This is a genomic window from Sphingomonas sp. ID0503, from assembly GCF_048565625.1.
Lineage (GTDB): Bacteria > Pseudomonadota > Alphaproteobacteria > Sphingomonadales > Sphingomonadaceae > JBLZUR01.
Genome location: NZ_JBLZUR010000002.1, coordinates 963704 through 989321 on the forward strand (window position 1 = coordinate 963704; position 25618 = coordinate 989321).

General features: G+C 63.1%; 20 protein-coding genes and 1 pseudogene. 4 read left to right on the forward strand and 17 right to left on the reverse strand.

Annotation, left to right across the window (positions count from 1 at the left end; genetic code table 11):
* Nucleotides 1-27: 27 nt before the first annotated feature.
* The 16 genes and pseudogenes from ACM608_RS05580 to ACM608_RS05655 all read right to left on the reverse strand — a co-directional run bounded on the left by ACM608_RS05580 (nt 28) and on the right by ACM608_RS05655 (nt 18152).
* Complete coding sequence (locus ACM608_RS05580; RefSeq protein WP_419682267.1) at nt 28-438, reverse strand: hypothetical protein; 411 nt, start codon at nt 436-438, stop codon at nt 28-30.
* Nucleotides 439-744: 306 nt separating this feature from the next.
* Entirely contained in the window at nt 745-1839 is a 1095-nt protein-coding gene (dinB, locus tag ACM608_RS05585) for a DNA polymerase IV (protein ID WP_419682268.1), read from the reverse strand.
* Between the two features lie 78 nt (nt 1840-1917).
* Entirely contained in the window at nt 1918-3249 is a 1332-nt protein-coding gene (locus ACM608_RS05590) for an NtaA/DmoA family FMN-dependent monooxygenase (RefSeq protein WP_419682269.1), read from the reverse strand.
* Nucleotides 3250-3267: 18 nt separating this feature from the next.
* Entirely contained in the window at nt 3268-4932 is a 1665-nt protein-coding gene (locus ACM608_RS05595) for an ATP-binding cassette domain-containing protein (protein WP_419682270.1), read from the reverse strand.
* On the reverse strand, nt 4929-5756 hold the full coding sequence (locus tag ACM608_RS05600; protein ID WP_419682271.1) for an ABC transporter permease: 828 nt from the start codon (nt 5754-5756) through the stop codon (nt 4929-4931). Before ACM608_RS05600 ends, ACM608_RS05595 begins: the two co-directional genes overlap by 4 nt.
* Before the next feature lie 2 nt (nt 5757-5758).
* Entirely contained in the window at nt 5759-6766 is a 1008-nt protein-coding gene (locus ACM608_RS05605) for an ABC transporter permease (protein ID WP_419682272.1), read from the reverse strand.
* Entirely contained in the window at nt 6763-8307 is a 1545-nt protein-coding gene (locus ACM608_RS05610; RefSeq protein WP_419682273.1) for an ABC transporter substrate-binding protein, read from the reverse strand. The genes ACM608_RS05605 and ACM608_RS05610 overlap by 4 nt, the downstream gene beginning before the upstream one ends.
* Entirely contained in the window at nt 8304-9668 is a 1365-nt protein-coding gene (locus ACM608_RS05615; protein WP_419682274.1) for an LLM class flavin-dependent oxidoreductase, read from the reverse strand. Before ACM608_RS05615 ends, ACM608_RS05610 begins: the two co-directional genes overlap by 4 nt.
* 38 nt (nt 9669-9706) lie before the next feature.
* Nucleotides 9707-12079 carry a TonB-dependent receptor gene (locus ACM608_RS05620; protein WP_419682275.1) on the reverse strand — a complete coding sequence of 791 codons (2373 nt, stop codon included), beginning with the start codon at nt 12077-12079 and terminating at the stop codon, nt 9707-9709.
* A 141-nt stretch (nt 12080-12220) separates the two neighbouring features.
* A pseudogene (locus ACM608_RS05625) lies at nt 12221-13446 on the reverse strand (rhodanese-like domain-containing protein).
* Nucleotides 13443-14054 carry a cysteine dioxygenase gene (locus tag ACM608_RS05630; RefSeq protein WP_419682276.1) on the reverse strand — a complete coding sequence of 204 codons (612 nt, stop codon included), beginning with the start codon at nt 14052-14054 and terminating at the stop codon, nt 13443-13445. Before ACM608_RS05630 ends, ACM608_RS05625 begins: the two are co-directional and overlap by 4 nt.
* Nucleotides 14054-15031: a sulfotransferase family protein gene (locus ACM608_RS05635; RefSeq protein WP_419682277.1), complete on the reverse strand. Its 978-nt coding sequence runs from the start codon at nt 15029-15031 to the stop codon at nt 14054-14056. Before ACM608_RS05635 ends, ACM608_RS05630 begins: the two co-directional genes overlap by 1 nt.
* A 711-nt stretch (nt 15032-15742) precedes the next feature.
* Nucleotides 15743-16081, reverse strand: coding sequence for a hypothetical protein (locus tag ACM608_RS05640; RefSeq protein ID WP_419682278.1), 339 nt, complete (start codon nt 16079-16081; stop codon nt 15743-15745).
* Complete coding sequence (locus tag ACM608_RS05645) at nt 16063-16935, reverse strand: SDR family oxidoreductase (RefSeq protein ID WP_419685112.1); 873 nt, start codon at nt 16933-16935, stop codon at nt 16063-16065. The genes ACM608_RS05640 and ACM608_RS05645 overlap by 19 nt, the downstream gene beginning before the upstream one ends.
* A 12-nt stretch (nt 16936-16947) precedes the next feature.
* Nucleotides 16948-17702, reverse strand: a protein-coding gene (locus tag ACM608_RS05650; protein WP_419681115.1) for an IS5 family transposase whose coding sequence is annotated in 2 segments (ribosomal slippage) — nt 16948-17358 and nt 17361-17702 — 753 coding nt in all. Because the reading frame shifts where the segments join, the coding sequence is not laid out codon by codon here.
* Between the two features lie 270 nt (nt 17703-17972).
* Complete coding sequence (locus ACM608_RS05655; RefSeq protein WP_419682279.1) at nt 17973-18152, reverse strand: hypothetical protein; 180 nt, start codon at nt 18150-18152, stop codon at nt 17973-17975.
* Between the two features lie 172 nt (nt 18153-18324).
* Between ACM608_RS05655 and ACM608_RS05660 the strand changes: the two genes are divergently transcribed.
* The 3 genes from ACM608_RS05660 to ACM608_RS05670 are packed head-to-tail and all read left to right on the forward strand — an operon-like array spanning nt 18325 to nt 21823.
* The gene (locus tag ACM608_RS05660) at nt 18325-19527 is read left to right on the forward strand and encodes a 2-hydroxyacyl-CoA dehydratase subunit D (RefSeq protein WP_419682280.1); all 1203 of its coding nucleotides are present in this window, start codon (nt 18325-18327) and stop codon (nt 19525-19527) included.
* Nucleotides 19528-19553: 26 nt separating this feature from the next.
* Nucleotides 19554-20906 carry a 2-hydroxyacyl-CoA dehydratase subunit D gene (locus ACM608_RS05665; protein WP_419682281.1) on the forward strand — a complete coding sequence of 451 codons (1353 nt, stop codon included), beginning with the start codon at nt 19554-19556 and terminating at the stop codon, nt 20904-20906.
* A gap of 26 nt (nt 20907-20932) precedes the next feature.
* Nucleotides 20933-21823, forward strand: a complete 891-nt coding sequence (locus ACM608_RS05670) for an acyl-CoA dehydratase activase (RefSeq protein WP_419682282.1) — start codon at nt 20933-20935, stop codon at nt 21821-21823.
* Between the two features lie 137 nt (nt 21824-21960).
* On the opposite strand, the gene ACM608_RS05675 is transcribed toward ACM608_RS05670, so the two are convergent.
* Nucleotides 21961-22755, reverse strand: coding sequence for an SDR family NAD(P)-dependent oxidoreductase (locus tag ACM608_RS05675; RefSeq protein ID WP_419682283.1), 795 nt, complete (start codon nt 22753-22755; stop codon nt 21961-21963).
* Between the two features lie 502 nt (nt 22756-23257).
* Here ACM608_RS05675 and ACM608_RS05680 point away from each other — a divergent pair.
* The gene (locus ACM608_RS05680) at nt 23258-25588 is read left to right on the forward strand and encodes a TonB-dependent receptor (protein ID WP_419682284.1); all 2331 of its coding nucleotides are present in this window, start codon (nt 23258-23260) and stop codon (nt 25586-25588) included.
* Nucleotides 25589-25618: the final 30 nt, after the last annotated feature.

The window sequence follows — 25618 nt, forward strand, 5'->3', positions numbered from 1 at the left end:
GTGAGGGGTGCGTACCAATCGGCCCCTTCAGGTTCTGCGAACGGGCTGCGTCATCTCGACAGGGTCACTCGCGTCCATGGTCTCGTCCAGTGCATTGTCGAGGTTGGCCTCGACGTCGAACGGGTTCTGTTCGAGCCTGTCGGCGATGCTGCGATCGCGGCCAGCATCCTGGCGCGGGTCCCGTTGCTGGTTGCCGGCGTTAGGCGCGCGCCCCTCCGGCGATTCACCCGTTAGCGGTTCCTTCGTCACACTTTGCTCCTCGTGTTCAAGCGTCTTGGCTGGACGCCCTGCCGAGTGATTGCGCGGCATTGAAAGCCTGGCCAGTAGGATCGGCAGATCACCCGTCACGAACGTGTCGACGGGAACGGGCCAGCAGGATCGCAAGGCCGGACGGAGCACAGCCAGCCATTCATCTTCGTTCGCCTTGTCACGCTCCACTAACTGGAAGTCGGAATGGCTCGACCCTGACATTCTATCCGTTCACCTGCCGCCTGACTGATCTGGGTTGCGACGGATTTCTCCACCGACAGTCAAGATCACCCAGGCACACGTACACTCGTGCGGAGAACAGAAGAGCCACGACAAAGTTCAGCCGCTCTCGCAAAATTGAATGCAACATGAGTTAGAGGGACAGAGGTCGAGTCCATCTAAGTGATCGGTCTCCAAACGGAGATCGCCACTGTTGCTTCAGTTAACCTGTACTTGTGGTGGACGGCGGTCTGTCCTCTTGTGTCCGCAAGAGCGCTATCCTGCATCTCGGCTATCAAACAGGGGCAGGGCGGACTCGTCCTCCCGGTCTGCGCCGGCGAAGTTCGAAACTGTCACTCCGACCAGCCTTACGCCCAGCTCCAGAGGATAAGTGGATCGCAACAGATCGAGGCTTACCTGCCGGAGCGAAGCGGGACCGGCAATTTGGCCAACATGGCTGCGGCTGCGGGTGATCTGGCGAAAGTCCTGGAACTTAATCTTGACGGTAACCGTACGGCCAAAGGCTTGTGCGTTCTCGCACCATTCCCAGACGTCGTCGGCCATACGGAGGAGTCCGGCCTCGATCTCAGCCGCATCGGTAAGATCGCGGTTGAACGTGGTCTCCGACCCTGAGGACTTGCGGATCCTGTCGGGATTGACGGGGCGATGATCCTCGGCGCGCGCGATCGCGTGATACCAGCCGGCCGAGCTGCCGAAATGCTCTTCCAGAAACGCGAGCGACTTCGCCCGCAGGTCGGCGCCGGTCTCGATCCCCAGACGCTGCATCTTCGCCGCAGTCACGGGACCCACGCCGTGAAAGCGTGAGACCGGCAGTGTCTCGACCCATGCTGGCCCCATCTCGGGCGTGACGGCGAATTGTCCATTGGGCTTGCGGTGGTCCGAAGCCAGCTTGGCCAGGAACTTGTTGTAGGATACGCCCGCGGAGGCGGTAAGCCCCGTCTCCTCAAAGATGCGCGAGCGGATCGCCTTGGCGGTGGCCCAGGCTGTCGGCAGGCCGGCCCGGTTCTCGGTCACGTCCAGATAGGCCTCGTCCAGCGAGAGCGGCTGGATGAGAGACGTGAACTCGGCAAAGATCGCGTGGATCTGGCGGGAGACGGCCTTGTACACATCGAAGCGGGGCCGCACGAAGATGAGATCGGGGCATCGTCGAAGCGCCGTGACGGAGGGCAGGGCAGACCGGACCCCGAACGCCCGCGCCTCGTAGCTCGCCGCTGCGACAACGCCACGCGCGGCGGCATGGCCGACGGCCACCGGCAGCCCGCGCAAGGCAGGATCATCGCGCTGCTCCACGGACGCGAAGAAGGCGTCCATGTCGATATGGATGATCTTCCGAGTCGATCCGGGTTCCATCGATCATGTTTAGCATTGCGAGAACGAATGCGGAACAACTGCAATTCTCGCCGGCCGGGGAAGCTTTCGTCAGCAGACTCACGCAGCGGCAGGTACCAGCTTCGCGGAATGTCTGTTGCTCGGGCTAGCCAGTTCGAGGTTGCCCCGCAATGTGGCATCCTCGTACTCGTCCCGGAACAAGCCGCGTTCGCCAAGAAGCGGGACCACCTGCGCACGGAAGCGCTCCCAGTCGGCAGGGTGCTGGACGAAAAGATTGAAGCCGTCGGCGGCCCCGCTCTGGTGCCAGCGCTCGATTTCGTCGGCGATCGTCGCCGGGGTGCCCACAAGCCGCAGCCAGCCCGACCGGAAGGCGGTCAGGACTTCGCGCAGCGTCTTGCCGCTCGCGCGCGCGGCCGCGAGGTCGGCATGAAAGCGGCTGATGCCCGCGTCCCCTGGTGAGGGCACGTCAGGGAACGGTGCGTCGAGGTCGTAGCCGGAGAAGTCATGACCGGCAAACTGGCGCGACAAGGCCCCGAGCTGTCCGTGCAGATCGTCCGTGGCGAAGCGCTCGTCGAAGATGTGGCGCGCCTCCTCTTCCGTGTCCGCGATCGTGACGCTGAGCGCGGGGATGAACAGGATCGACTGCGGGTCGCGACCATAGCGGCGCGATCGCTGGCGGACATCGGTGGCAAGCTCCAGCGCCTCGGCTTGATCGCGCGCGAAGCTGAAGACCAGGTCGGCTACCTTGGCGCTGAGTTCGCGCCCCTGATCGGACGTGCCTGCCTGGACGAGTGGCGGCTGACCCTGTGGCGAACGCTGGATATTGAGCGGTCCCGTCACCGAGAAGAACTCGCCCTTGTGATCGAGGCGATGAAGCTTCGCGGGGTTCAGGAAGCGATCGGCGGCGCGGTCGCGCGTGAAAGCATCTTCCTCGTACGACTGCCAAAGTTCCTGCACGACATTCACCGACTCCGCCGCGCGGCGATATCGGGTCTCGTAATCGCCATGTCCCGATCGGCTGAAATTGCCGGCGGTGCCCGGGTCCTGGCTGGTGACGATGTTCCAGCCGGCGCGGCCTTTGCTGATGAGGTCCAGCGAGGCGAGCCGGCGCGCGATGTCGAAGGGTTCGCTATAGGTGGTGCTGATCGTCGCGACGAGGCCGATGTTGCTGGTGGCGGTCGCGACTGCCGAGAGCAGGGTCAGCGGCTCCAGACGGTTTAGGTGATGGTGCGGGAAATCGGGCGTGATGTACTGGCTGTCGACGATGAAGACGAAGTCGAACTTCGCGGCTTCGGCCTCTCGCGCCTGTTTGATGTACCAGCCGATGTTAATGCTGGCGTCGAGCGGCACCGCCGGATCGCGCCACAGGCCCTTGCCCGACGCATCGCCGATGCCGATCAGGACCGCGCCGAATTTGAGTGGCCGGGTCATCGTCCGCTGTCCTTCCGATCAGAGGGTGAGGCGCGCAGGTTCGCCCGCATCGAGGTCGATGCGCGGCGCGGCGTTGATGAGCGCCCTCGTATAGGGATGAGTCGGCTTGGACAGGATCTCGCCCGCCGGCCCGCATTCAACGATGCGGCCTTCGTGAAGGACCGCCACGCGATCGGCGATGCCAGCGACCGAGCCGAGATCGTGCGAGATGAACAACTGGGCGATGCAGCGCTCGCGGGCGAGGCTCTTCAGGAGTTCGAGGACGTGCACGCGATTGACGGCGTCAAGCGCGCTGACCGGCTCGTCCAGGAGGAGGACGAGCGGATCGAGAACGAGCGCGCGGGCGATCACCGCGCGCTGGCGCTGCCCGCCAGAAAGATCGCGGGGGAGACACTGGCCGAGGGCCGGATCGAGGCCGACCGCAATGAGCGCATCGGCAACCCGCGTCTCCCGCTCCAGCGGATCGGTCCCGCGGAGAGCGAGTCCTTCCCCGACCGAGGCGGCGATTGTCAGGTCGGGATCGAGACTGCGGAGCGGATCCTGGAACACGTATTGCAGGCGGTTGGAACGGCGCAGCCGGGCGAGAGCGCGGCCGGTCAAGCCGTCGAGACGCTCGCCGCCGAGCGTGATCGCGCCGGCGGACGGGCTGACCAGACCGAGGATGGTGCGCAGCAAGGTCGTCTTGCCGGAGCCGGTCTCGCCGATCAGCGCCAGGATCTCGCCTCGCCCGATTGCCAGATCGACATCCTGAAGCACGGTCTTGCTCGCGTAACCCACCTCAAGGCCGCGTATGTCGAGCAGGGTGTCCCGCTCCGGGGCAGAGGCGGCCTCCACCCCCTTGTCCAGCGAATATGCCGCGTGCGTGTCGAGCAGGCTGCGCGTGTACTCATGCCGGGGACGGCTGAGCACCTCGCTTGTCGGTCCCGCTTCCACCACCGCGCCGTCGCGCATGACGACGACATGGTCGCAGACCTGCGCGACGACGGCGAGGTCGTGCGAGACCATGATCAGGGCGAGGCCCTGTTCGCGCCGTAGGTCGGCGATCAGGCGCAGCACCTCCGCCTGGACCGTCACGTCGAGGGCCGTGGTCGCCTCGTCCGCGATCAGCAGCGAAGGCCCGGCCGATACGGCGATGGCGATGAGCGCACGCTGGACCATGCCGCCGGACAGCTCGAACGGATATTGTCCGTACACCACCTCGGGCTCGGCGATGCCGACACGCGAGAGGAGGTGGAGCGCGCGCGACTTCGCTTCCTTGCGTGAGATGCGGAGGACGGCGCGCAGCCCCTCGACGATCTGGCGGCCGACCGGGATCGACGGGTTCAGATAGGAACCCGGATCCTGGAATACGGCGGCGATCTCCACCCCGCGCAGGCCGCGCCAGCTCTTGCGGTCCCGACGCGACAGATCCTTGTCGCCATAGCGGATCGTGCCCGAACTGACCGACAGGCCGTGCGGAAGGACGCCAAGGATTGCCCGGCAGGTCAGCGACTTGCCGCTGCCCGATTCTCCGACGATACCGAGGGTGCCGCCGCGTGGCAGGTCGAAGCCGACGTCGTGGACAAGCACGCGCCCGTCCTCCGTGGTGATGCGCAGATCCCGGACGGAGAGCAGCGGGCCCTGGGGAGGCGGGGCCGAGCGGACCCGCGGCTCGAAATGGATGATGTTCGTTTGCTGGTTCATGACCGCACCTCCACCACGCGCGCATTCCGGTCGCGCATCGCGTCGGCGAGCGCGTTCAACGACCACACCGTCACGACGATCAGCAGGGCGGGCGCCATCGGCCCGAACGGTCGATCGTAGAGCGTGGTCAGATCCGTCGCGAGTTCGCCGCCCCAGGTCGGATCGGGCGGGACCACGCCGATGCCGAGGAAGGTGAGCGAGGCGACGATCGACAGGCAGGCGCCCGTCATTGATGCGGTGGTGACCGCGAGGGTCGGCAGCACCTTCGCCAGCACATGCCGACGGATTACCCAGCCGGTCGATGCACCCATCAGGCGGGCAGCCTCGATATACTCCGAGTTGACCACCGACAGCGCGGCGGCGCGACTGACGCGGAAGAAGGCCGGCGTGATGAGGACACCGACCGCAAACATCGCCTGAACCAGGCCGTTGCCGAGCATCGCAGTCATTGCGATGGCGAAGACGAGGAAGGGTAGCATGATGATCGCGTCGATCAGGCGTAAGCTCACCCATTCCGCGTGCCGTCCCAGGAAGACGGAAAGCAGGCCGGGGACAACCCCCAGCACAAGCCCCACCGTGACGGAGAGCAGCGCCGCCAGCACGGAGATGCGCGATCCCGCGAGCAGCCGGCTGAGCACGTCGCGGCCGAGCGCGTCGGTGCCGAGCCAATAGGCGCCGCTCGGCCCCTGCAGCAGCGCGGCAGGGTCTTGCGCCAGGGGGTCGCGCGGGGCGATCGCCGGGCCGACAAGGGCGAGCAGGGCGACGGTGAAGAGGACGGCTATCGCGATGATCGCGAGCGGGCGGCGGCGGAACGCGGCGGTCATGGTCAGCGCCTCCTGCGCGATGCTGGCTGAAGGATGCCGAGCAGGATGTTGATGAGGAGATTGCTGGCGAGGACGAGGACGATCGACACCACCAGCGCGCCCTGAACCACCGGCACGTCGCCGCGCAGCGCTGAGTCCGCGGCAAGGCGCCCCATGCCGGGCATGTTGAAGATCGCCTCGCTGACCACCGCACCGCCGATCAGCATCGGCACCCGTAATGCCAAGATCGACAGCGCCGGGCCGGCGCCGTTGCGGAGCACGTGGACGAAGAGGATGCGGCGGGCGGAGAGGCCCCGCACCACCGCACCCGTCACGTAGTTCTCCGACAAAGCGGAGACGAGGCCGGTACGTAGCTGCCGCGCGAGTTCGGCGATCAGTTCGATGCTGAGCGCCATGGCGGGGATGGCGATCGACTGCAGCCAGTCGGTCGGGTCCTCGCCCCAGGGGACATAGCCGGCGGAGGGAAGAAGTTCGAGCCAGAGGCTGAACAGGAGGATCAAGGCGATCGAGACGACGAACGGCGGCAGCGAGGCCGAGGTGGAAGCGAAGAGGGTGACCGCCCGGTCAAGGCGTCCGCCCTGTCGAACGGCAGCAGCGATCCCGAAGGCGACACCAAAGACGATACCTGAAAGCAGGGCGCCGCCCGCGATCGACAAGCTGACCGGCAGGCGCTGCAGGATGAGTTCCAGCACGGGGACGCCGTTGAACCACGAGGTGCCGAGATCACCGCGCAGCACCCCCGCCATCCAGCCGAGATATTGGAGGTAAACCGGCCGATCGAGGCCGTATTGCGCGCGGATCTGTGCGATCATCTCAGGGGTCGCGTTGTCACCGGCAAGGCCCGCCGCCGGGTCGAGCCCGCTCGCCCAGCCGAGCAGGAATGTGATGAGTGTGGCGAAAAGGAATACCGGCACCGCGATCAGGAGCGTCGACCAGACGAAGCGCAGCAAGGCCTCGCCGTGGCGAAGGCGAACCCGGAGCGGCGTGCGCTGTAATGCGATGCTCGTCATTGCACGGTGACCCCTTCCCAGCGGATCTGCGACGGCAGGACGTTGAGGTTCCTGATGCGCGGCCGCGCGATGACCGACCATGGCGTGCTGAGGATGTAGTTGGTGGGCGATTGCTCGACGCCGATCCGCACCGCCTCATGCAGACGGGCGCGATAGGCCGGATCGTCCACCGGCGTGCGCCGCACCGTGTCGATCGCCGCCAGGAAGGCTGGCGAGGCATAGGGACCGGAAAGGTTCATGATCCCCTGCGGTCCATAGGTGGCCAGCAGGTTCTGCACCGGGGATTCCCGCCCGATGGTGCCGTCGATGGCGATGGCGGGGCGCTTGGCGATGTAGACCTCGCTCTGCCAGGTGGACGAGCCTGGGGGCACGATGCGCAGCTTCGACTTGATACCGACGCGCTGCAGCTGCGCCTGGACAAGCTCGGGCACGCCGTCGTTGAGGATCGGGTTGACCGCGATCTCGACTGACAGCGCGCCGGGCGCGTAACCCGCCGCTTTCAGCAGCGCCTTCGTGCGGGCGGGATCATAGTTCCACAGCTTCTCGACCTCCGGATTGAAGGCGAAGTGGCCGGGCGGAAACGGCTGGTGCGTTGGCGCGGCATGGCCGACCGCTACGGTCTTGATGATCTCCGCCCGATCGAAGGCATAGCGCAGCGCCTCCACGACTTTGGGATTGTCAAAGGGCGGCCTGTTGCGGTTGATCGAAACATCGGCGGCGTTGAGCGAAGGCGCCTCCAAGACTGTCAGACCTCGATCCTTCGCCTCCTGAATGCGGCGGGGTGCCACGCGCGCGGCAACGTCGATCGAACCGGACTGCAAGGCGGCGATCAGGGTCGACTGGTCCGGCTGGTTGGTCAGCTCAAGCCGATCGATATGGATATTCGCCGCGTCCCAATAGCCGGGGTTCTTTTCGAAATAGGCGTGCGATTCCGGCACGAACTCGACGATCCGGAACGGCCCGGCGCCGACCGGCCAGAGCGCCAGCTTCTTGGCGTCCTTGCGCGCGGCGGCGGGGCTGGCGATGGCGCCGACCCGACCCGCGAAGACGTAGGGAAGCTGGTAATCCGGTTCCTTCAGGTGGAAGGTGACGGTGAGCGGCCCGTCCACGCTCACGCTCTCGACGCCGCCCAGATCGCTCTTGAGGAACGAGTCCGCCTGGGTGAGCCCGCGATCGAAGAACGCCTTAACCGCCGCCGAATCCAGCGGAGTGCCGTCGGTGAAGGTCAGCCCCTTGCGCAGCTGGAAGGTCAGGGCCTTGCCGTCGGGCGAGTAGCTCCACGTCTCGGCCAAGGATGGCTCCGCGTTGCCATCCTTGTCGAGGCGCGTCAGCGAAGCATAGGCAAGGCTGATGGTGTTGATGTCGGCACCCGTCCGGCTGGTCACCGGATCCCACGACGTGGGCAGCGCAAAGGCGAAACGGACCCGGGCCGCCCCCGCCTGTCCGTCCTTGTCCGAGCCTCCGCAGCTCGCGACGAGGATGCCGGCGGCGAACAACAGCGCCGCCCGGCCGATATACCGTCCCACGTCGTGAAGCCTCATGCGGCGAGCACCGTCTCGCGGACCTCGGCCACGGGTTCTGGCGTCCGGACGTTCGTCGGCTTCGGCAGGCCGAGATTGCCGCGCAAAGTCGTGTCCTCGTAATCCGTCCGGTAGACGCCCGCGTCCTGCAGGAGCGGCACGACCTCGTTCACGAAGCGGTCGAACTGCTCGGGGCGGCCGAGCATGACGTTAAGCCCGTCGAGAGCACCCGCCTCGAACCAGCGGATGATGGTGTCGGCCACCGTTCGTGCGCTGCCGACGAACGGGCTCTTCCGGCTGAGCGCCACGGCCTCGACGGTCTGCCGCAAGGTCAGACCCTTTTCGGTCGCGAGCTTGGTGATCCTGCTCGCCTGGGTGAAGAAGCTCTTGCGGGCATATTCCAGCGCCTCGACCGGGAAGGGTGCGTCGAGATCGTACTGGCGGAAGTCGTGCCAGCCGAAGCCGCGGCCGAACTCGTTCAGGGCGAGATCGAAGCTGTGGTCGGCGCGATTATGCGCCTCCTCGATCCGGCGGGCGTCCTCATCCGTATCGCCGACGACGATCTTGACGCCGGGGAAGATGAGGACCTCCTTCGGATCGCGCCCCGCCGACGCCGCGCGCCGGGCGATGTCGCGCGCGAAGGTCTGCGCGTCCTCAATGTTGGCAGAATGAGTAAAAATCGCATCGGCGGTCTGCGCGCCCAAGTCGCGGCCCTGTTCGGAATCGCCTGCCTGGAAGATCACCGGCTCACCCTGGGGCGAACGCTGGATGTTCAGCGGCCCGGTGACCGAGAAGTACTCGCCCTTGTGATTGAGCGGATGAAGCTTTTTGGCGTCGAGGAAGACGCCACTCTCACGGTCGCGGACCAGCGCGCCGTCTTCATAGGACTTCCACAAGCCATGGACGACGTCGAGATATTCATGGGCGCGGCCGTATCGCGTGTCGTAATCATAGTGCTCGTCCAGGCCGAAGTTACCGGCCGCACCGGCATCGCCGCTGGTGACGACGTTCCAGCCGGCCCGCCCGCCGCTGATCAGGTCCAGCGAGGCGAAGCGCCGCGCCAGGTTGAACGGCGAATTGAACGAGGTGGTGGCCGTGCCGACCAGGCCGATATGGCTCGTCGCAGTGGCCAGCGCCGAAAGAAGCGTGAGCGGCTCCAGCCGGTTCAAATAATGCGGCGGGGAGTCCGGCGTGATGAACTGGCTGTCGACGATGAAGACGAAGTCGAACTTCGCCGCCTCTGCCTTGCGCACGGCATCGATGTACCATTTGATGCTGACGCTGGCGTCGGTCGGAACGGAAGGGTCGCGCCAGTGGCTGTGATGGCCGGGTCCGCCGACACCCATGGGCACGAGGCCGAGCTTCAATGTCCGCTTGGTCATGATCTCTACTCCTTCGAATTGATGCGGGGCATGCGCGGTCACAGCTTGCCGCGCAGGGTGATGCCGAAGAGACGGGGGTCGCCGAGTGAGGCGAGGACGACGCCGAACTGGCCGCTCACCGACTTGGTGTTGTAGTAATCCTCGTCGAACAGGTTGCGGACCCAAGCCGACAGTTCCCAGCGTTCGTCAGGACTCTTCACGCCGGCATGGAGGCCGACCAGGGTCGACTTGCCCACCCATGAATAGGGATCGAGATTGACCGCCGCGTAGTAACCCGTGCGATAGCTGACGTCGCCGCCAAGGTAGACCTGCGCGTTGCCGACATCGAAATTGTATTCGGCGTTGGCCGTGCCCGAAAAGCGCGGCGCTCCGGAGGCGCGGCGGCCGGACAGATCGATCGATCCGAGATAGCTGTTCAGGTACTGCGCCGGTGCGCTGGTGTAGGACCTGTATTCGGCATCGTTGTACGTGCCCGCCAGCCCGATCGAAAAGCCATCGAACGGCTGAAGACGGGCATCCAGTTCGACACCCTTCGACCGCACATCACCGACATTGGTGATGTAGCTGACAGCCGGGGAAACCGAATTGTTGATGTAGTTCGCCTGGTAATTGCCGACGTCCATCCAGAACAGGGCAAGGTTCACCTCCGCCTTGCCGCCGAGGAAGCGGGTCTTCAGGCCCAGCTCGTAGCTATCGACCTTCTCCGGCTTGACGAAGATGTCCACGCCGGGCGTCTGCCGGATCAGGTTGATGCCCGGCGACTTGTAGCCGCGCGAATAGGACGCGTAGCTGTGAATATCCGGAGTCAGGTCATAGGCCGCGATGAGCGTACCGGACAGGTTGTTGGTGTTCTTCGACGCCTTGTAGGAAGCGGTCGGCGCATAGGCGGCGCGTAGAGCGGCGATCGACGCCTGTAGCGCCGGCGCAAAGCTGCCGATCGGGGCCAGATCGCCGCGCAGATCGGCATCGTAGACGCCGGTCTTGTGCTCGTAGGTGAAGCGCAGGCCGCCGGTGACGCGGAAGGCGGGCGACACATTCCAGGTCGCTTGTCCGTATCCGGCATAGCTGTAGGTCGCCGGGATGACCTTGGCGTAGGCCGTCACGCCATCCAGCGCACCGGGGAGAGCCGCCACCGGATTGGATGGGGCAAGAAGCCAGCCCGAGGCATCGCGCCCGTAGATCTGGATCGAGCGGTCGTTCGCCTCCTGCCAGAAGAAGTAAAGACCGGCGGTATAGTCGATCGTGTTGTTGCCGTTCGAGGCGAGGCGGAGTTCCTGGCTGAACTGCTGCTGCTTGGTATCGACGACGCTGAAGTCGACGACGTTCGCGCCGATCTGGTCGCCATCGTAATTGGGGATCCACTTCCAGTTGCGGTAGGCCGTGATCGAGGTGAGCGAAACCGGACCCACATTCCAGTCGGCGCGCGCCTGCAGGCCCCAGCTCGGCATCTTGTCGTATTGCGAGGAGTCGATGTCGGTGCGGCGCGCGAATGGGTCGATGGCGATCGGCGTGTATCCGACCGCCGCCGCGCGATCGTAGAAGCTGCGCACGACAGCACCGTTGGCCAAGGTCGTCGGCAGCACGCCCGACACGATCTGGAAGCCGACATCGCCCTTCTGGATGCCGTAATCGGCGATGAAGCGGAGCTTGAAGTCCTCCGACGGCTTGTAGAGCAGGTCGAACTTCGCCGTGTGATTGTCGAGGTTGTCCCAGTCCTCACGATAGCGCGTGTTGTAGATCAGGCCGTCGCGCTGGGTTCGCAGATAGCTGATCCGAAAGGCGACATCGTCGTTGAGGGTGGAATTGAGCGCGACATAGCCGCGCAGGTAATCATGGTTGCCGTAGGACAGTTCGGCCTGGATTTCCTGATCCAAGACAGGCTCGCGCGTCTTGATGTCGAGCGCGCCAGCCACCGTGTTCTTGCCGAACAAGGTGCCCTGCGGACCCCGCAGAAGCTGGATGCTTTCCACGTCGGGAAGGTCGGTGATGACCGATCCGGTGCGGGGCCGGTAAACCCCGTCGACATAGAGGCCGACGCCCTGTTCGAGGCCGTCATTGGTGCCGCCGGCATTGGTGCCGATGCCGCGCACGGTGATCGTCTGGTTGCGGCCGCTGAACCCCTGGATATTCAGGCTAGGCAGCTGCTGCAGCACCTGCTTCAGGGTGGTCGCCCCCTGCCGCTCGAACTGACCGCCGGAGATCGCGCTGATGCCGATCGGCACGTCCTGAACGGTCTCGTTGCGATAGCGGGCGGTGACCGTGATTTCCTCGACCTCGGCGGACGCCGGCGCCGCGGCTGCCTCCGCCTCCGCCGCGATTGCAGGTGCGTGAGCGATGAACGCGGCAAGACCGGCGCCCGCCAGAGCGGCGGCGCGAATGGTATTCAGATTGGATCGTAGGTGACGCTGCAAGTCTTCCCCCTGAAGATGCTTCGATAAAGTGACGAAGCCGTCTTCATGTACTATGTCTATCGTTTCAATAGAGTTTTGGTTGGACGTGTATGAGTTCGCTTAATCATGGGCCACATTGTCGAAATCGTTATGAAATGCTGATCAGATCACGAAAAAACCGTGGGTGCTGTCGCGCGCCAGCTGGGCGACAAGACCATATTCCCAGTCGAGATAGGCCTGCATCGCGGCGCTCGGATTGTCCGTGCCTTCGTAGGGGCGCTTGTACCGGCCCTCCGGCGAACGGGCCGGCGGCGCGTCACCCGCGCCGGTTTCCAGCGGTCCATCGAACGCGCCGTCGAGCACGTAGACCTCCCACCCCATCTGCGCGAGCCAGGACGCCGTCATGTCCGCGCGGGAGCCGAGATCGTCGGACAGCACGATGCGCGCGCCGCGCACCGGCGCGTTGTGATCGGTCTCCTGCACCAGCTGTCCGCCCGGCGCGTTGAGGAAACCCGGCAGGTGGCCGGCCGCATATTCTTCCGGCGTGCGGACATCGAAGCGGTAGAGGGTGCGCGTGACATCGGCAGCCAGCGCCTCCAGTGTCGCCGCATCGATATGCTTGGCCCCGGCGCGGTAGGCGACGTCACGCGCGCGGGCACGCGCCGTATCGATGATGTCGCCGCCCACCTCAGGCGCGGCGCGCTGCTGTCCGCGATCCAGCGCCTTGCCGGCCAAGGTCCATCCGATCGTGCCGTTGCGGAGCGCCGCCACCCGATTGGGCAGGCCGGCATTCACCAGCGACTGCGTACCGATGATGCTGCGCGTACGGCCGGCGCAGTTGACGATGATCAGCGTGTCGGGATCGGGCGCCACGGCGGGCGCGCGAAGCACCAGCTCGGCCCCCGGCACGCTGGTCCCGGTCGGAATGCTCATGGTCGCATATTCATCGAAGCGGCGGGCATCGACGATGGCGATGTCGGCCTTTTCCTCGATCAGGGCATCGACATCCTCGGCCGAGAGAGAGGGGTATGACGGCGATGTTCGACCAGCTCGCCGAAGGCTTTGCTGTAGGAGTTCACGTCCTGAAACAGCTCGTAGCCTGCGTCGCGCCACCCCTGCAGCCCGCCGTCCAGCGCGCGGACATTCGTGTACCCGAGCGCACGGAACGCCTCAATCGCGGCGGGAACCAAATTCTGCCCGTCATCATAGAGGACGATGGACACGTCGCGACGCGGAAGGCGTCGGACCGCCTCTATCGCGATGCGATCCGGCGGCAGTTGCGCGGCGAAAAGCGGGTGTCCCTGCGCGAACTCATGCTCGGAACGCAGGTCGATCAGGGCGATCTCGGCGCGGGTGAGGAGCGCCTGACGGATGGCGGCGGGGTTCATAGGCTGGGATTCCAGAGATTGGGAAGGGTAGCGTTGGCGTAGCCGGAGACGAAGGGACGCCGCTGGCCGTCCTCACCGAACACGCTCCGTTCCACCGCGCCGATATTGGCGCCGTAGACATGGATACTGATCGACACGCGATCATCATACGCGTTCGACACGCGATGGATGTCACCGAGACGCGGGCTGAAGCTGTCGACCTCTCCGGCGTTCAGGAGCTGCGGAGAACCGTCGGGCGCGAGACCATGAGCGGGATCGCGCCGAAAGCTCTCGACCCGCTCCGCCCCGCGCAGCACACCGACAAGGCCCCAGATGCGATGGTCGTGGATCGGGGTCGATTGTCCCGGCCCCCAGACGAAGCTGACGACCGAAAACCGCTCGCGGCTGTCGCAATGGAGGAGGTACTGGCGATAGCCTTCCGGTGACGCCTCAGCATAGGCGTCGGGCAGCCAGTCATCCCGTGCGACCAGTTCGCCCAGAAGCACGCGCACATCTTCCAAAATGCCGCGCTCTTCCCGCACAGCGGCGACCGCTTCGCCGACGCCGCGCACAAAGCCGCGCAGACGCGACAGCCCGGCGGCCGGTCGATCGAGCAAGGCGGCGGGCATTAGCCGACCGAGAGGTGTGGCGCGGACGCTTTGCCGCGCATCGTGGCCATGCGTTCTTCGCGCAGCCGGACTTTGCGCGACCATTCCTCCCCGACCCAGTGCGGGTCGACCGAATGGGATTGAAGCGTCATCTGATTGTAGACGAGTGACGCGGACGATGCGGTCACTGTCCCGACGTCCCGATGCAGGAAGATCAGCCGCGCATCCGGGAACGCCTTCAGCAGGGCTGGCAGATCCTGGGTGAATTGGGGCACCTTAAGCACCCAGGGTCGCGCCTCCTTGTCTCGGCGGAGCCAGGCGAGTGTCTGCAGCAGCAACCTGAATTCGTGATAAACACCGGTGCTGTCGTCATTTTCCACCACGGCCGTGTAGTTGGGCACGCGCCATTGCGCCTCGAATGCGGAACCGAAGATCGAGAGATTATGCAGGCCGATCTCCTCGTCCGGCGCATGCCAGGTGGTCGGGTGGATCGCATCGAAACGCGGGTTCAACAGGCGGGCACAGGCAAGGCCCAGCCAACCCTTGATCTTCCGTCGATCGAGACCGGCCCACCCGTTCATCGAAGCGACGGGATTCCAGCTTTCGTAGAAACGAGTGTAAGTGAGCCGGGGATCGCAGGCGAGCAGTCGCTGCATCCGTGTCGTTCCGGATCGCATCTGGCCGACGATGACGATGGGGTCCTTGATCGGCTGATACTTGATCTGCGGGTGCGCCTGCCAGAGTGCATATGCACGGAAGCGGGCGGTGAGTGCGGACATGATCTGTCCGTAAGCGAGTGTGCGTCCCAAGCTTGTCAGCTTCGCGTGCTGCTCCAGATCGTCGCATAGCATCGCCAGACGGTGCCGCCATCCGCTCGCATCGCCGTCTGGGTCCGCCCGTGCCCGAACGGCGGCTTTCGATATCAGATGCTCCGGATCCAGGCTCGGCCGTGCGGCCCATCCGCGCTGCCAAGCTGATTCCAGCATGAAGTTGATCATCTGCACCCGGAAAGTGCCCGAAGCGGCGACAGAAGGCGAGGGGTTGAGTGTAGGGCAAGGCGGCAACATCCCGGCGCAAACGCACGGTGAAGTCGCGGGTGCCGGACGGCCGCATACGTCGAATAGATGGTCCGAACGGGAGCGCCCCACTGGACGGCCCCCAAGGCCTCTCATAACGCGGTTCTTTCGAACTGCGTGGTGCGCGACGCAGTCAAAAGCGAACTGGTCTGCGCCGCGAAAAACCCTTGGATCTGCGCGTTTTGATACAAAAAAGGGTCGAAATGAGCGTGAAAACCTCAAAAGTGAGCACGTGCGTGCACGCGCAGCTCCAGCTAAGTTATTGTTTTTTGGACTTTCTTTCGGGTCTGGCGCACGGCGCGCACGGCTAAAAGGAAAATGTGTGCGTTCTCGAGGTCCTCACATACCCTTTGTGGGGTTTAGGCGGCGAGAAACATCGAGGAGAGATCGTAGAAACCTAAACCGACGTGCTCTACATCAGAAGCGCATGAGAACACATCGTGAACATCGCATCTAACTCGTTGATTATTGGATTTTTCTGTTGTAGTCAACCGAGGTTGAAGATGAGGGTGATCCGCGCCCAAGGCTAAGGCGGCTCTGAGCGTCGACGCACTCTGCCACAGCGTGTGCCGCATCGCCTTAATGAGAGCCGATCGAAGGCCCTCCACGGCATCGCTGCCAAACCCGACGGCTTCATTCGTCCGCAAGTATCACGAACCATGGTGCATAAGAGCTGTTGACCACCATCCGCCGGTTTTCGTCGGGAGCGCCGTCGCTCCACCAGACCGGACCACGCTCACCGAGGCCGACCTTGGCCGTTTGAACGCGCTCTCGTGCTTGCCGGAGCGCTGCATCCTCTCCACTCTGACGCGCGGTGCGGACCGCCCGCCGCGCCGCCATCAGTTCGTCCACCAGAGTTCGCCGCTCGTCCGGCGACAGCGCGGGATTGCTCTTCCGCCATAGACGACCGCGAACGATCAGGTACCGGCCGTCTGGCGTGGCAAGCGGTTCGGCTACTTTCGGCGTCGCCACAGGACGGCACCCAACCCGACCAGGCCTATCGCGGCGACACCTGCTCCAGCCGCCGCCCTCCGGCGCTGGTCCGGCCGGCGTCGACCACCATCGATGCCGCTGGGGTCGGCAGGTGGATCGAACAGCGCGCCGCTTCCATCCTCGCCGGGATCGGCTTTCTTGCTCCAGCTGTCCATGAAGCCGTTCATCATCGCAGCGCCAAGGTTTGGCACGAAGAACTGGTTGAGCTTGAGCGCCAAGGCCGGCGCGCCCACCGCCGTCGTGTTGCGCGGGCGGTCCGCAAGCCTCACGACAGCCTTGGCTACTGTCTCGGGTGAAAGCGAACCAGGCGGCAGCGATAGCTTGGCGCCGGTATAGTTCGCGGCATGGTCGATGCCTGGCGTGTCGACGAAGGTCGGGTACACATCGCAGATGTGGATGCGCGGGTGCTTGGAAAGCTCGCCACGCAGCGCCTCGCTGAAGCCGCGGAGCCCGAACTTGCTTGCTGAATAAGCCGCTGCATAGGGCGTCGCGACGAAGCCGCCGACCGAGATCATGTTGATGAAGATGCCACGGTCCTGCGCCAGGAAGATCGGCAGCACGGCATGGGCGTCGTTCATGTGGCCGAGGAGGTTGCTGGCGACGACTTGCGCGTGATCGGCGATCGGCACGTCCTCGTATTTGCCGACCACGCCGACGCCGACATTGCTGAACCAGACGTCGATCTCGCCAAGGATTTCGCGGGCGTCCGCAGCTAGCTGGGCCACGGCACCGGCGTCGGTCACGTCGACCACCCGGATGTGTGCTTCACCGCCGGCTGCGCGACAGCGTTCGGCGATGTCGTCGAGACCTGCCTCTCCACGCGCCGCCAGAATTAGGGTCCGGACTCACAACCACCAGATGACGGTGGCGGCGAGGGCGATGGCGCCCATGAAGTTCTTGATGTTGCGATCGAAGCGGGTGGCGAGCCGCCTCCAGTCCTTGAGGCGGCAGAACATGCGCTCGATGACGTTGCGCTGTTTGTAGATGGTGCGGTCGTAGTCGTACTGGACCTTGCGGTTGCAGCGCGGCGGGATGACGGCCTGGGTGCCGCGCTGGTCGAGCCACTCGCGCAACTCCTGACTGTCATAGCCCTTGTCGGCGACGAGTTCGACGGATGGGGGCAGCGCCGCGATGCAGGTCTTGGCGACCTTGCAGTCGTGGACGTTGCCGGGCGTCAGCAGGAGGACGTGAGGGCGGCCCTTGGCGTCGCAGACGGCATGGACCTTGGTGTTCCGGCCGCCTTTGGTGCGGCCGATACCATGGGCCAAGGCCCCCCTTTTCCACCGCCTGCGCAGCGGTGGACCTTGATGCAGCTGCTATCGATGAACAGCCGGTCCGGCGCGTCGTCGGCGCCTGCCAGCGCGCTGAAAATCCCCTCCCAGATGCCGCGCTCGGACCAGCGCACGAAGCGATTGTAGAGCGTCTTCTTTGGCCCGTACACGTCCGAGCAGTCCACCCAGCGACCGCCGCAGCGGAGCGCATGCACGATCCCGCTCAGCACCCGGCGATCATCCACACGTGCCTTGCCGCGAACGTCCGTCGGCAGCAGTGGTGCGATCCGCTCCCACTGCGCATCGGAAAACCAGAAGAAATCAGCCATTCCACCGCCTCCACACCAACGCAGTGAATCACGATCCAAGCGGTAGCAAAAGCCGTTATTGGGTCCGGACCCTAGTCGAGCACTGATTTTCGCGAACGCGACTGCGGTCGCGGCGCCGATGCCACTGGAGGCGCCGGTGATCACGACGCGCTTGGCTGTGTTCTTGTCTGTCACGATGTCTGCCTTGAAGAGGACGTCAGCAGCAGGACGAATATTGGGAAGCGTCGTTCCGGCCCTACCACGGGTCTCGCCAGCATGGCCGATGCACGATCACCGGGTCAGTTGCTCGAGCGTCATCGGCGTGAAGTCATGAACTTCGATTCCCACGTCGGGTAAGCTATACTCCGCGCCGGAGGGCTGCACCAACTCAGGCAAAACGGTGTTCACCCATTTCGTCGGCGCCCGCCATATGATGATGCTGTCTGACGCCGGCACCTTGCTGACACCCACTCATTCGAACATCAGAGATGGTAAGAGGCGCCACCTTGATGCGAACGGGACGAGGCTTTTGATCATTCTGAGGTTGACTCACTATCAAATTGACTTACAGGTCCGTTGAAACTGGGGTAAGTTGTCTGCCTGCGCCAACGCCTGCCGACCGCTCCGCGAGAAGAGGCGTATTGTGACTGGACTGATTGGGTCGGTCGAAGCTTTCCGAAGGTTGCGCCAAGCGGCGGACGATCCCCTCAATTATGTGGGAAGATGGAAGGCGGAGCATAGGCAACCTGTCGTCGGCATCTTTCCGATGAACTTCCCGGTGGAAATCGTCCATGCTGCCGGCGCTTTACCCGTTATCATCCAGGAAGATGCGGAGCCGATTACGGCGGGTAACAATCTGCTGTCAGAATTCAACTGCGGGTACACGCGCAATATCGCGGATCAGGCGGCCATGGCAAGGCTGGGCAGCTATGATGCCTTCGTTCTGGCGGATCATTGCATACAGATCTTTGGCGCCGCAGACGTCGTTCGCGAGTACTATCCTGATACGCCTCTGATCTTCAGTCAACTGATCTCAGCTATGGGGGATCGTTGGACAACGGGCGAAGTCATGAAAAGCACTCGGTCGTTCGTTTCCGATCTCGAGGGCCTTTTCGGCAAATTCATAACAAGTAAAGATCTACAGCGCAGCATCGTGTTGTTCAACGAGAACAGGCGTTTGCAACGATGGCTGTTCGACGCACGCCGCGATGGGCGTCTGACAATCCCGGCGGCCGCTATGCAGGTGATAGTCAAATCCAGCATGGTCATGGATATCGAAGAGCACAGTGGATTGCTGAGAGAGATCAAGTCGGCAAGCGAACGCAACTCGGCAGATCCCGATCTCATCCGATTGCACCTGTCAGGGCACTTCTGCCATGCGCCCAAGCCGAACCTCCTCGACCTGATCGAAAGTGCGGGCGCGATTGTCGTAGACGACGACCTGTACCATGGTGCTCGCTATATATCGACCGATACGCCGGAGAATGTTCCTCCTCTTGAAGGCCTGGCAGCTTGGTATCTGAATCGAAACGTCGCCATCCCGTGTCCGACGCGCGTTCAGAACGACGTGGATTGGGATGCCTATCTTCTTCAGGCCATTGAGAAGAGTGGGGCCGAGGCAATCGTCGTGTTGATGGCGAAGTTCTGCGAGCCTCACATGCTCTATTATCCCGAGTTGAAGCGGGCTCTTGAGGAACGCGGTGTACCGCACGTCCTGATCGAGACGGAGCATGAAGGCTTGGCCGCAGAGACGGTGCGAACCCGGATCGAAGCCATGTTGGAGCGTATCCGCAGGGCGCGACGCGCTGCCGCGCCCCATGCGGCCGCGCTGTCGGCATGCTCTTAACCAGCACTCCAGGTGGGAGAGATCCGGTGACACAGACCAGCACGGCAGTAGCCGGCAAGACGACCCGCCTGGCCGCGACCGCGGCCGGACGTCACATGGTGAGTGACTATTGGGAGAACATTTTCACCGCACGCGAGCGGGGAGCTCAGGTCGTCTGGTACAATGGCGATGCGGTGAACCCCTTCTTTCAGGCGGCCGGGATCGAGTGGGTTCATGGCGAGGCCTTCTCCGCTCGCCTCGCGGCCCAGCGGCTGGAGAAGGCCGCTCAGCTCGCGGGCAAAGAGTACGGATATGTGGACGAGCTTTGCTCCTACGCGCGAACTCATCTCGGGTGCGCCGTGCTTGCGAAGAAAGGGGCTGAGGAGGCCAGGAATGGTGTCGTCAGCGAAGCCAATCGCGAACATCTCGCGAGCAGGTTGCCCGTCCCCAATTTCTTCGTGAATGCATATGCCGGCTGCAGCACGGGTCAGCAGTGGGATGAAATCACCTATCGTGTGTTCGGCAAGGATGTGCCGATATTCAACATCTCGATGCCATTCCTCTGGGGCGGAAGGCCGGACGCCATGTACATGCAGGGGCGTGAGTGGGAAGAGGCCACGGCCTTTGTCTCGCGTCAGCTGTACGAACTGGTCGTCTTTCTGGAAAAGATGACCGGACGGCCTTTCGATTGGGATGCGCTGCGCCGGATCATGGGGCAGATCAAGGAAGCCGCGACCTTACGCCGTGAGGCGATGATGATGTGCAAGGGCGTAACGCCGACCCCTATGACGTTCTGGGATTGGATTGCCAGCGTGGCGCATATCAACTTTCTGCCGGCATCGGACGAACTGGTAGCCTACTTCCGTTCGATAAGGGATGAGGTGGCGATGCGCATCGAACTGGGTATTCCGGCCATCCAGAACGAGCGCTACCGCCTCTACTTTGACGGGATTATGAACTGGAACAAGCTTGGGGTTCTGGCTCGAACGTTCGCCGAACATGACGTCGCTGTGATCGCGGGTCGCTACACGCATAACGCGTTCTGGCAGGAGCCGGACCTCATCGATCCCGAAGATCCGATACGGGGCATGGCGCAACATTATCTGCTCTGTCCCATGAACCACGGCGTCGGAACTCTTAAGTACCTGACGAACCGGGATTGCGAGGACTATGGAATCGATGGCATCGTCTTCCATTCCACCCGAACATGCCGCGCATTCACGAACACGCAAGCGCTGCTCGCAAAGTCCGCGCAGGAGAAGCTCGGCCTGCCGTCCATGTTTTTCGAGGGTGATATAGCGGACGAGTCCTACTATAAGCCTGAGTTGCTGGAGGCCCGGTTAGAGGCGCTTCTCGAAACCATAGACGTGAAGCGCGCTAAGATGAGAAGTGCCGCCTGACATGCCTTGTGGGATCGGAGAATAGGGTGTCGTCGTACTTCATGGGTGTCGACCTCGGCTCGACGACTGCGAAGACCGTGATCCTTGATGAAGGCAGCAATGTCCTTGCTGCCACGGTCGTTCAGATGGGCGCTGTCAGTCGCGAGGGGATGCGCCGCTCGATCGATCAAGCTCTTCAGGCCGCCGGCATCCACCAGTCACAAGTAACCTACTCAATCGGCACCGGTTACGGGCGAAGGCTTGTGCCTGAGATCGGCCGAACCTACACGGAAATAACCTGCCACGCTCGGGGTGCTGCGGTCGTCCTCCCTGGAGTCCGCCTGGTCGTCGATATAGGTGGCCAGGACAGCAAAGCCATCCTCGTCGACTCCACTGGACTGGTGGAGAACTTCGTCATGAACGATCGCTGCGCAAGTGGCACGGGCCGCTTTTTCGAAGTGCTGGCTCGTGCGCTGGAATGTGATGTGGGTATGGTCGGCGAACTCGCCCTGCAAGGATCTCGGAATCTTGAGGTCAGCAGCCTGTGCGCCACATTCGCAGAGACGGAGATCATCGCTCTACTCGCCGGGGGTGCAGATCGGCGCGACGTGGCACTTTCCGTTCATCGTGCGATCACGCATCGGCTGCTCGGCCTCATCGCCGGGGTGGGCAAACACACGCCGGTTTTGATGACCGGCGGAGTGGCGCGAAACAGGGCGGCGGTTCATCTACTCGCACAGGCGCTGGAAGCAGATGTCAGCGTGCCGTCAGATCCGCAGATCATCGGAGCCTATGGCGCGGCACTCCTTGCGCTCGAAGCCGCGGGGATCGTGGCGTGCAAGGGGGACCTGTCACGGCTGGAACCGATCGAGCGAGAGGTGGAAGCGCTTCTCGTGCCCGCCAACCGCCCTATGCCGAACTGTCTGACCTGCGGCTAACGCCTCGTCTGCAGTCGTCAACTCTGCCTTATGTCGAAGCCAGATCGGCAGGAAGACTTCTACGCTTATTCCGAACCGTGCTTCGATGTCGCCAGCCGCGCAGGCTAGCGAACATGGCACGTCTGTCGGCTACGCGTTCATGCTGCCGAGATTCCTCCATTCATGCTGATCGCCTGACCGGTCAGCTTGGCCGCGCCGGGGCTCGCAAGATAGACGATGAGCCCGGCCAGGTCGTCGGGCTGAACGACGCCGAGCTCGGCCAGCTTCGCCGCATTTCCAAACAACTTGGCGCTGAAGGGATCGTTCATGACGCGATCGAACACGTTGGTTCCGCCGATCAGCGACGGCGTCACGGCATTCGCGCGGATGCCGTCACGCTTGCCTTCCATCGCCAGGGTTCGGGTGAAGGTCACGATCGCGGCCATCGCCGCTCCCAGCACGGTCTCTCCGGGAGTGGGAACCTTTGCGGCGTCAGAGGCGATGTTGATGATGACGCCTCTTTTCTGCTCACGCATGCCGCCCAAGACCGCGCTGCTAAGCAGCAGCGGAGCAAGGGCCTGCTGAACCAGGATCTCGGGTATCTCCTCGAGATCCATCCGGAAGAGGAGTTTCGGCACGTAGGACGCGGCTGTCGAATTGACCAGCACGTCGACTCGGCCAAATGCTTCCGTGGTGTCCTCCACCACCCGTCGTGCTTCCGACACGACATTCGCGTCGGCCAGGATCAAGCGAAAATCGACTTCCTCGTAGCTTGATTTCAGAGACCGCAGCGCCGCTTCGCCACGCTCTGGGTTGCGGCCGACGATCGCGATCTCGCGGCTTCCAGCCTTTGCGAACTCCCGCGCGCAAGCCAGTCCGACCCCGGATGTCCCACCCGCAATCAGCACAGCACTCTGCGACAGCTGCAGCGGAGCAGCACCTTCATCTTCCAACATCATCCTCCCACCAACGTGTCTGAGCGTCCTGGTCTTGTCCCATCCAAGCGGGCCTGGCGCGCCTTACATCAGCAGATCCAAGCTCGTACTGAGCATTCCTCATCTCGTCAATCGCGCCGCCCACTGCTCTTGTTTATCGCACAAAATCGCGAAAATTGCTTTGTAAGTAAACGGAGATCCGACATCGTGATGTGGTTGCACCTGAGTTCTAGGGTTCGGTTACCTAAATCCACAGACTGGCCTGCAGCACCTGAAATGATAAATCAGTTGACAGATGTTCGCTCGGATCAGCATTCTACTGAGGCTGACTCAGCGGGAAGCCTGTGGGCCTTACGGTGGAGCAGCACTGCGGTGCGGTGGAAAGTGAAGGCGGGTAGGGCGGGGGCATTTCCGCAATCGCCGTCACGATCTTCCAGGGCAGTCGAGAACACAGCCGGGTGAACGGCGGCTACCGTACAATAAAACGATGACTTGGATCAAAGTCGGGGAGGACTGATTGATGAAGGCACATAAGGTATTGTATCTGTGTGGCGCGTCTGCGTCGCTTGCTATCTGTGGAGCTGCGTACGCTCAGACCGCGGGTCCTTCGGCCGATGCCGGCACTCAGCAAGGATCCGATATCGGCGAAATCGTGGTGACCGCGCAAAAGCGAACCCAGAACATCAATGAGGTGGGTCTCGCAATCACGGCTATTTCTGGCGAACAGCTGAAGTCCAGGCAGATATCCTCCCTCTTGGATATCGCCAATAGCGTCCCCGGTCTGACCTTCGCGAACAGCGCCACCAATACCCCGATCTACACGCTTCGGGGCGTTGGCTTCAGCGAATCCTCGTTGGCGGCCTATCCGGACGTGGCGGTCTATATCGATGAGCAGCCGCTTCCACTGCCTGTTCAGACAACGCTGGGAGCATTCGATCTCGAGCGCATCGAAGTCCTGAAAGGGCCGCAGGGTACGCTCTTCGGCAACAATGCAACGGGTGGTGCGATTAACTATGTCGCGGCCAAGCCGACCGAAGATCTGAAGGCTGGTGCCGACTTCAGCTTCGGGCGATTCAACACCGCAACAGCCGAAGCGTTCGTGAGTGGCCCTCTGTCGGAGACCCTAAAGGCTCGACTATCGGGTCGCCTCACCCGTGGAGATGATTGGCAGCACGGCTATACGACCAACAGCGAAACGGGCAAGCAGCGCCAATATGCGGGTCGACTGCTCCTCGACTGGCAGGCGAGTTCCAGGCTCAAATTCGCACTCAATCTCAACGCGTGGCAGGATCGCAGTGATCCTGTGGCCTTGCAGTTCCAGCACTATAGATCGAACGTGGCTGGGGTAGATGCTGATCCCGAAATTGTGAGTTATCCGAAAGCGCCTGACAGCCCGCGGGCTGCGGATGCCTCGCCAGGTTCGTTCGGCAACAGCCGGCAATTCCAGGCGGCCCTCCGATCAAGCTACGAGCTGACTGACGACATCACGCTCACGGCCCTGACCAACTATATCGATTTCAAGCGCCATCTCGCATTCGATCAGGACGGCGTCGCCGCACAGGATTTCGACGTCTTCAATCAATCAGGACGCATAAAGACCTTCTCGCAAGAGGTCCGCTTGGACAATGGCGCCCGCGAGCGTCTTCGCTGGATCGTGGGTGGTAACTACGAGCATGATCGCGTCTTTGACCGTCAACTCCTGCGTTATGCGAATTCCTCTGCCGCCAACGCGCTGGGCGTGACCGCCGGCGGTGCCAAGAGCCTGCAGATCATGAAGAACTACGCCGGGTTCGCCAACGCCGAGTTCGACGTCACTTCCAAGGTCACTCTGAAGGCAGGGGCCCGCTATACCCAGGCTGACCGCTTCTACGACGGGTGTACGGTTGACGTCGACGGCGGCAACAACCGGCATGTGTTTCAGGCGATCGCGAGCCAGGTGAGTGGAACGGCCGTCGCACCTGTCGGCCCAAATGAATGTACCACCATCCGGGCCGACTTCCGTTCGCTGGGCAACTTCGTAGACCGGCTCAACGAGAACAACGTTTCGTACCGCGTCGGCATCGATTTCAAGCCTGATAGCGGGTCCCTGCTGTTCCTGAACGTCGCCAAGGGCTACAAGGCGGGCAGTTATCCAACGGCAGCCGCATCGACGACGGCACAGTTCCTTCCCGTCAAACAGGAGTCCGTGCTTGACTTCGAGGGTGGCTTCAAGCTGACGCTCGCCGACCGCCGTATCCAGTTCAACGGCACCGGCTTTTACTACGACTACCGCAATAAGCAGCTTCGGTCGAAGCTGATCGACCCGGTGTTTGGTCTGCTCGACAATCTCCAGAACGTTCCGAAATCCTCGGTGAAGGGCGGGGAGATCGAGCTGAGCGTGAGGCCGGTCACCGGCGCTGCGATAAGCTTTGCTGGAACCTATCTTGATGCGACGATCAAGCGGTTCTCCGGCTTCAATGCCGGTGGCGTGTTCTCCGATTTCGCCGGCTCCCGCGTTCCGTTCACGCCCAAATGGCAGCTCTCGATCAATCCCTCTTATGAGACTGCTGTCTCAGAAACGCTGCAGGCCTTCATCGGCGTCAACGTGAATTATCGCAGCAAGACCAATGCAATCGTGGGCGGCAGCCCGATCCTCGTCAACGGTAAGGATGTCTATGCCATCGATGCGTACACGCTCGTCGACGGGCAGCTGGGTATTCGGACCGGGGACGGCCGATGGGAAGGTCAGGTCTGGGGTAAGAACATCTTCAACAAGTATTACTGGACCAACGTTCTGGCGGCGTACGATACGATTAGTCGCTATCCCGGAACGCCCGCGACCTACGGCGTATCTCTGAAGATGAGGTATTAGCGAGGTTTGGAGATCGGGCGCAAGGTAGCG

What these genes read in the sequence shown, in the direction of transcription:
- dinB (WP_419682268.1), bottom strand. Translation starts at nt 1,839, where the DNA reads ATGGAACCCGGATCGACTCGGAAGATCATCCATATCGACATGGACGCC.
- ACM608_RS05590 (WP_419682269.1), bottom strand. Translation starts at nt 3,249, where the DNA reads ATGACCCGGCCACTCAAATTCGGCGCGGTCCTGATCGGCATCGGCGAT.
- ACM608_RS05595 (WP_419682270.1), bottom strand. Translation starts at nt 4,932, where the DNA reads ATGAACCAGCAAACGAACATCATCCATTTCGAGCCGCGGGTCCGCTCG.
- ACM608_RS05600 (WP_419682271.1), bottom strand. Translation starts at nt 5,756, where the DNA reads ATGACCGCCGCGTTCCGCCGCCGCCCGCTCGCGATCATCGCGATAGCC.
- ACM608_RS05605 (WP_419682272.1), bottom strand. Translation starts at nt 6,766, where the DNA reads ATGACGAGCATCGCATTACAGCGCACGCCGCTCCGGGTTCGCCTTCGC.
- ACM608_RS05610 (WP_419682273.1), bottom strand. Translation starts at nt 8,307, where the DNA reads ATGAGGCTTCACGACGTGGGACGGTATATCGGCCGGGCGGCGCTGTTG.
- ACM608_RS05615 (WP_419682274.1), bottom strand. Translation starts at nt 9,668, where the DNA reads ATGACCAAGCGGACATTGAAGCTCGGCCTCGTGCCCATGGGTGTCGGC.
- ACM608_RS05630 (WP_419682276.1), bottom strand. Translation starts at nt 14,054, where the DNA reads ATGCCCGCCGCCTTGCTCGATCGACCGGCCGCCGGGCTGTCGCGTCTG.
- ACM608_RS05635 (WP_419682277.1), bottom strand. Translation starts at nt 15,031, where the DNA reads ATGATCAACTTCATGCTGGAATCAGCTTGGCAGCGCGGATGGGCCGCA.
- ACM608_RS05680 (WP_419682284.1), top strand. Translation starts at nt 23,258, where the DNA reads ATGAAGGCACATAAGGTATTGTATCTGTGTGGCGCGTCTGCGTCGCTT.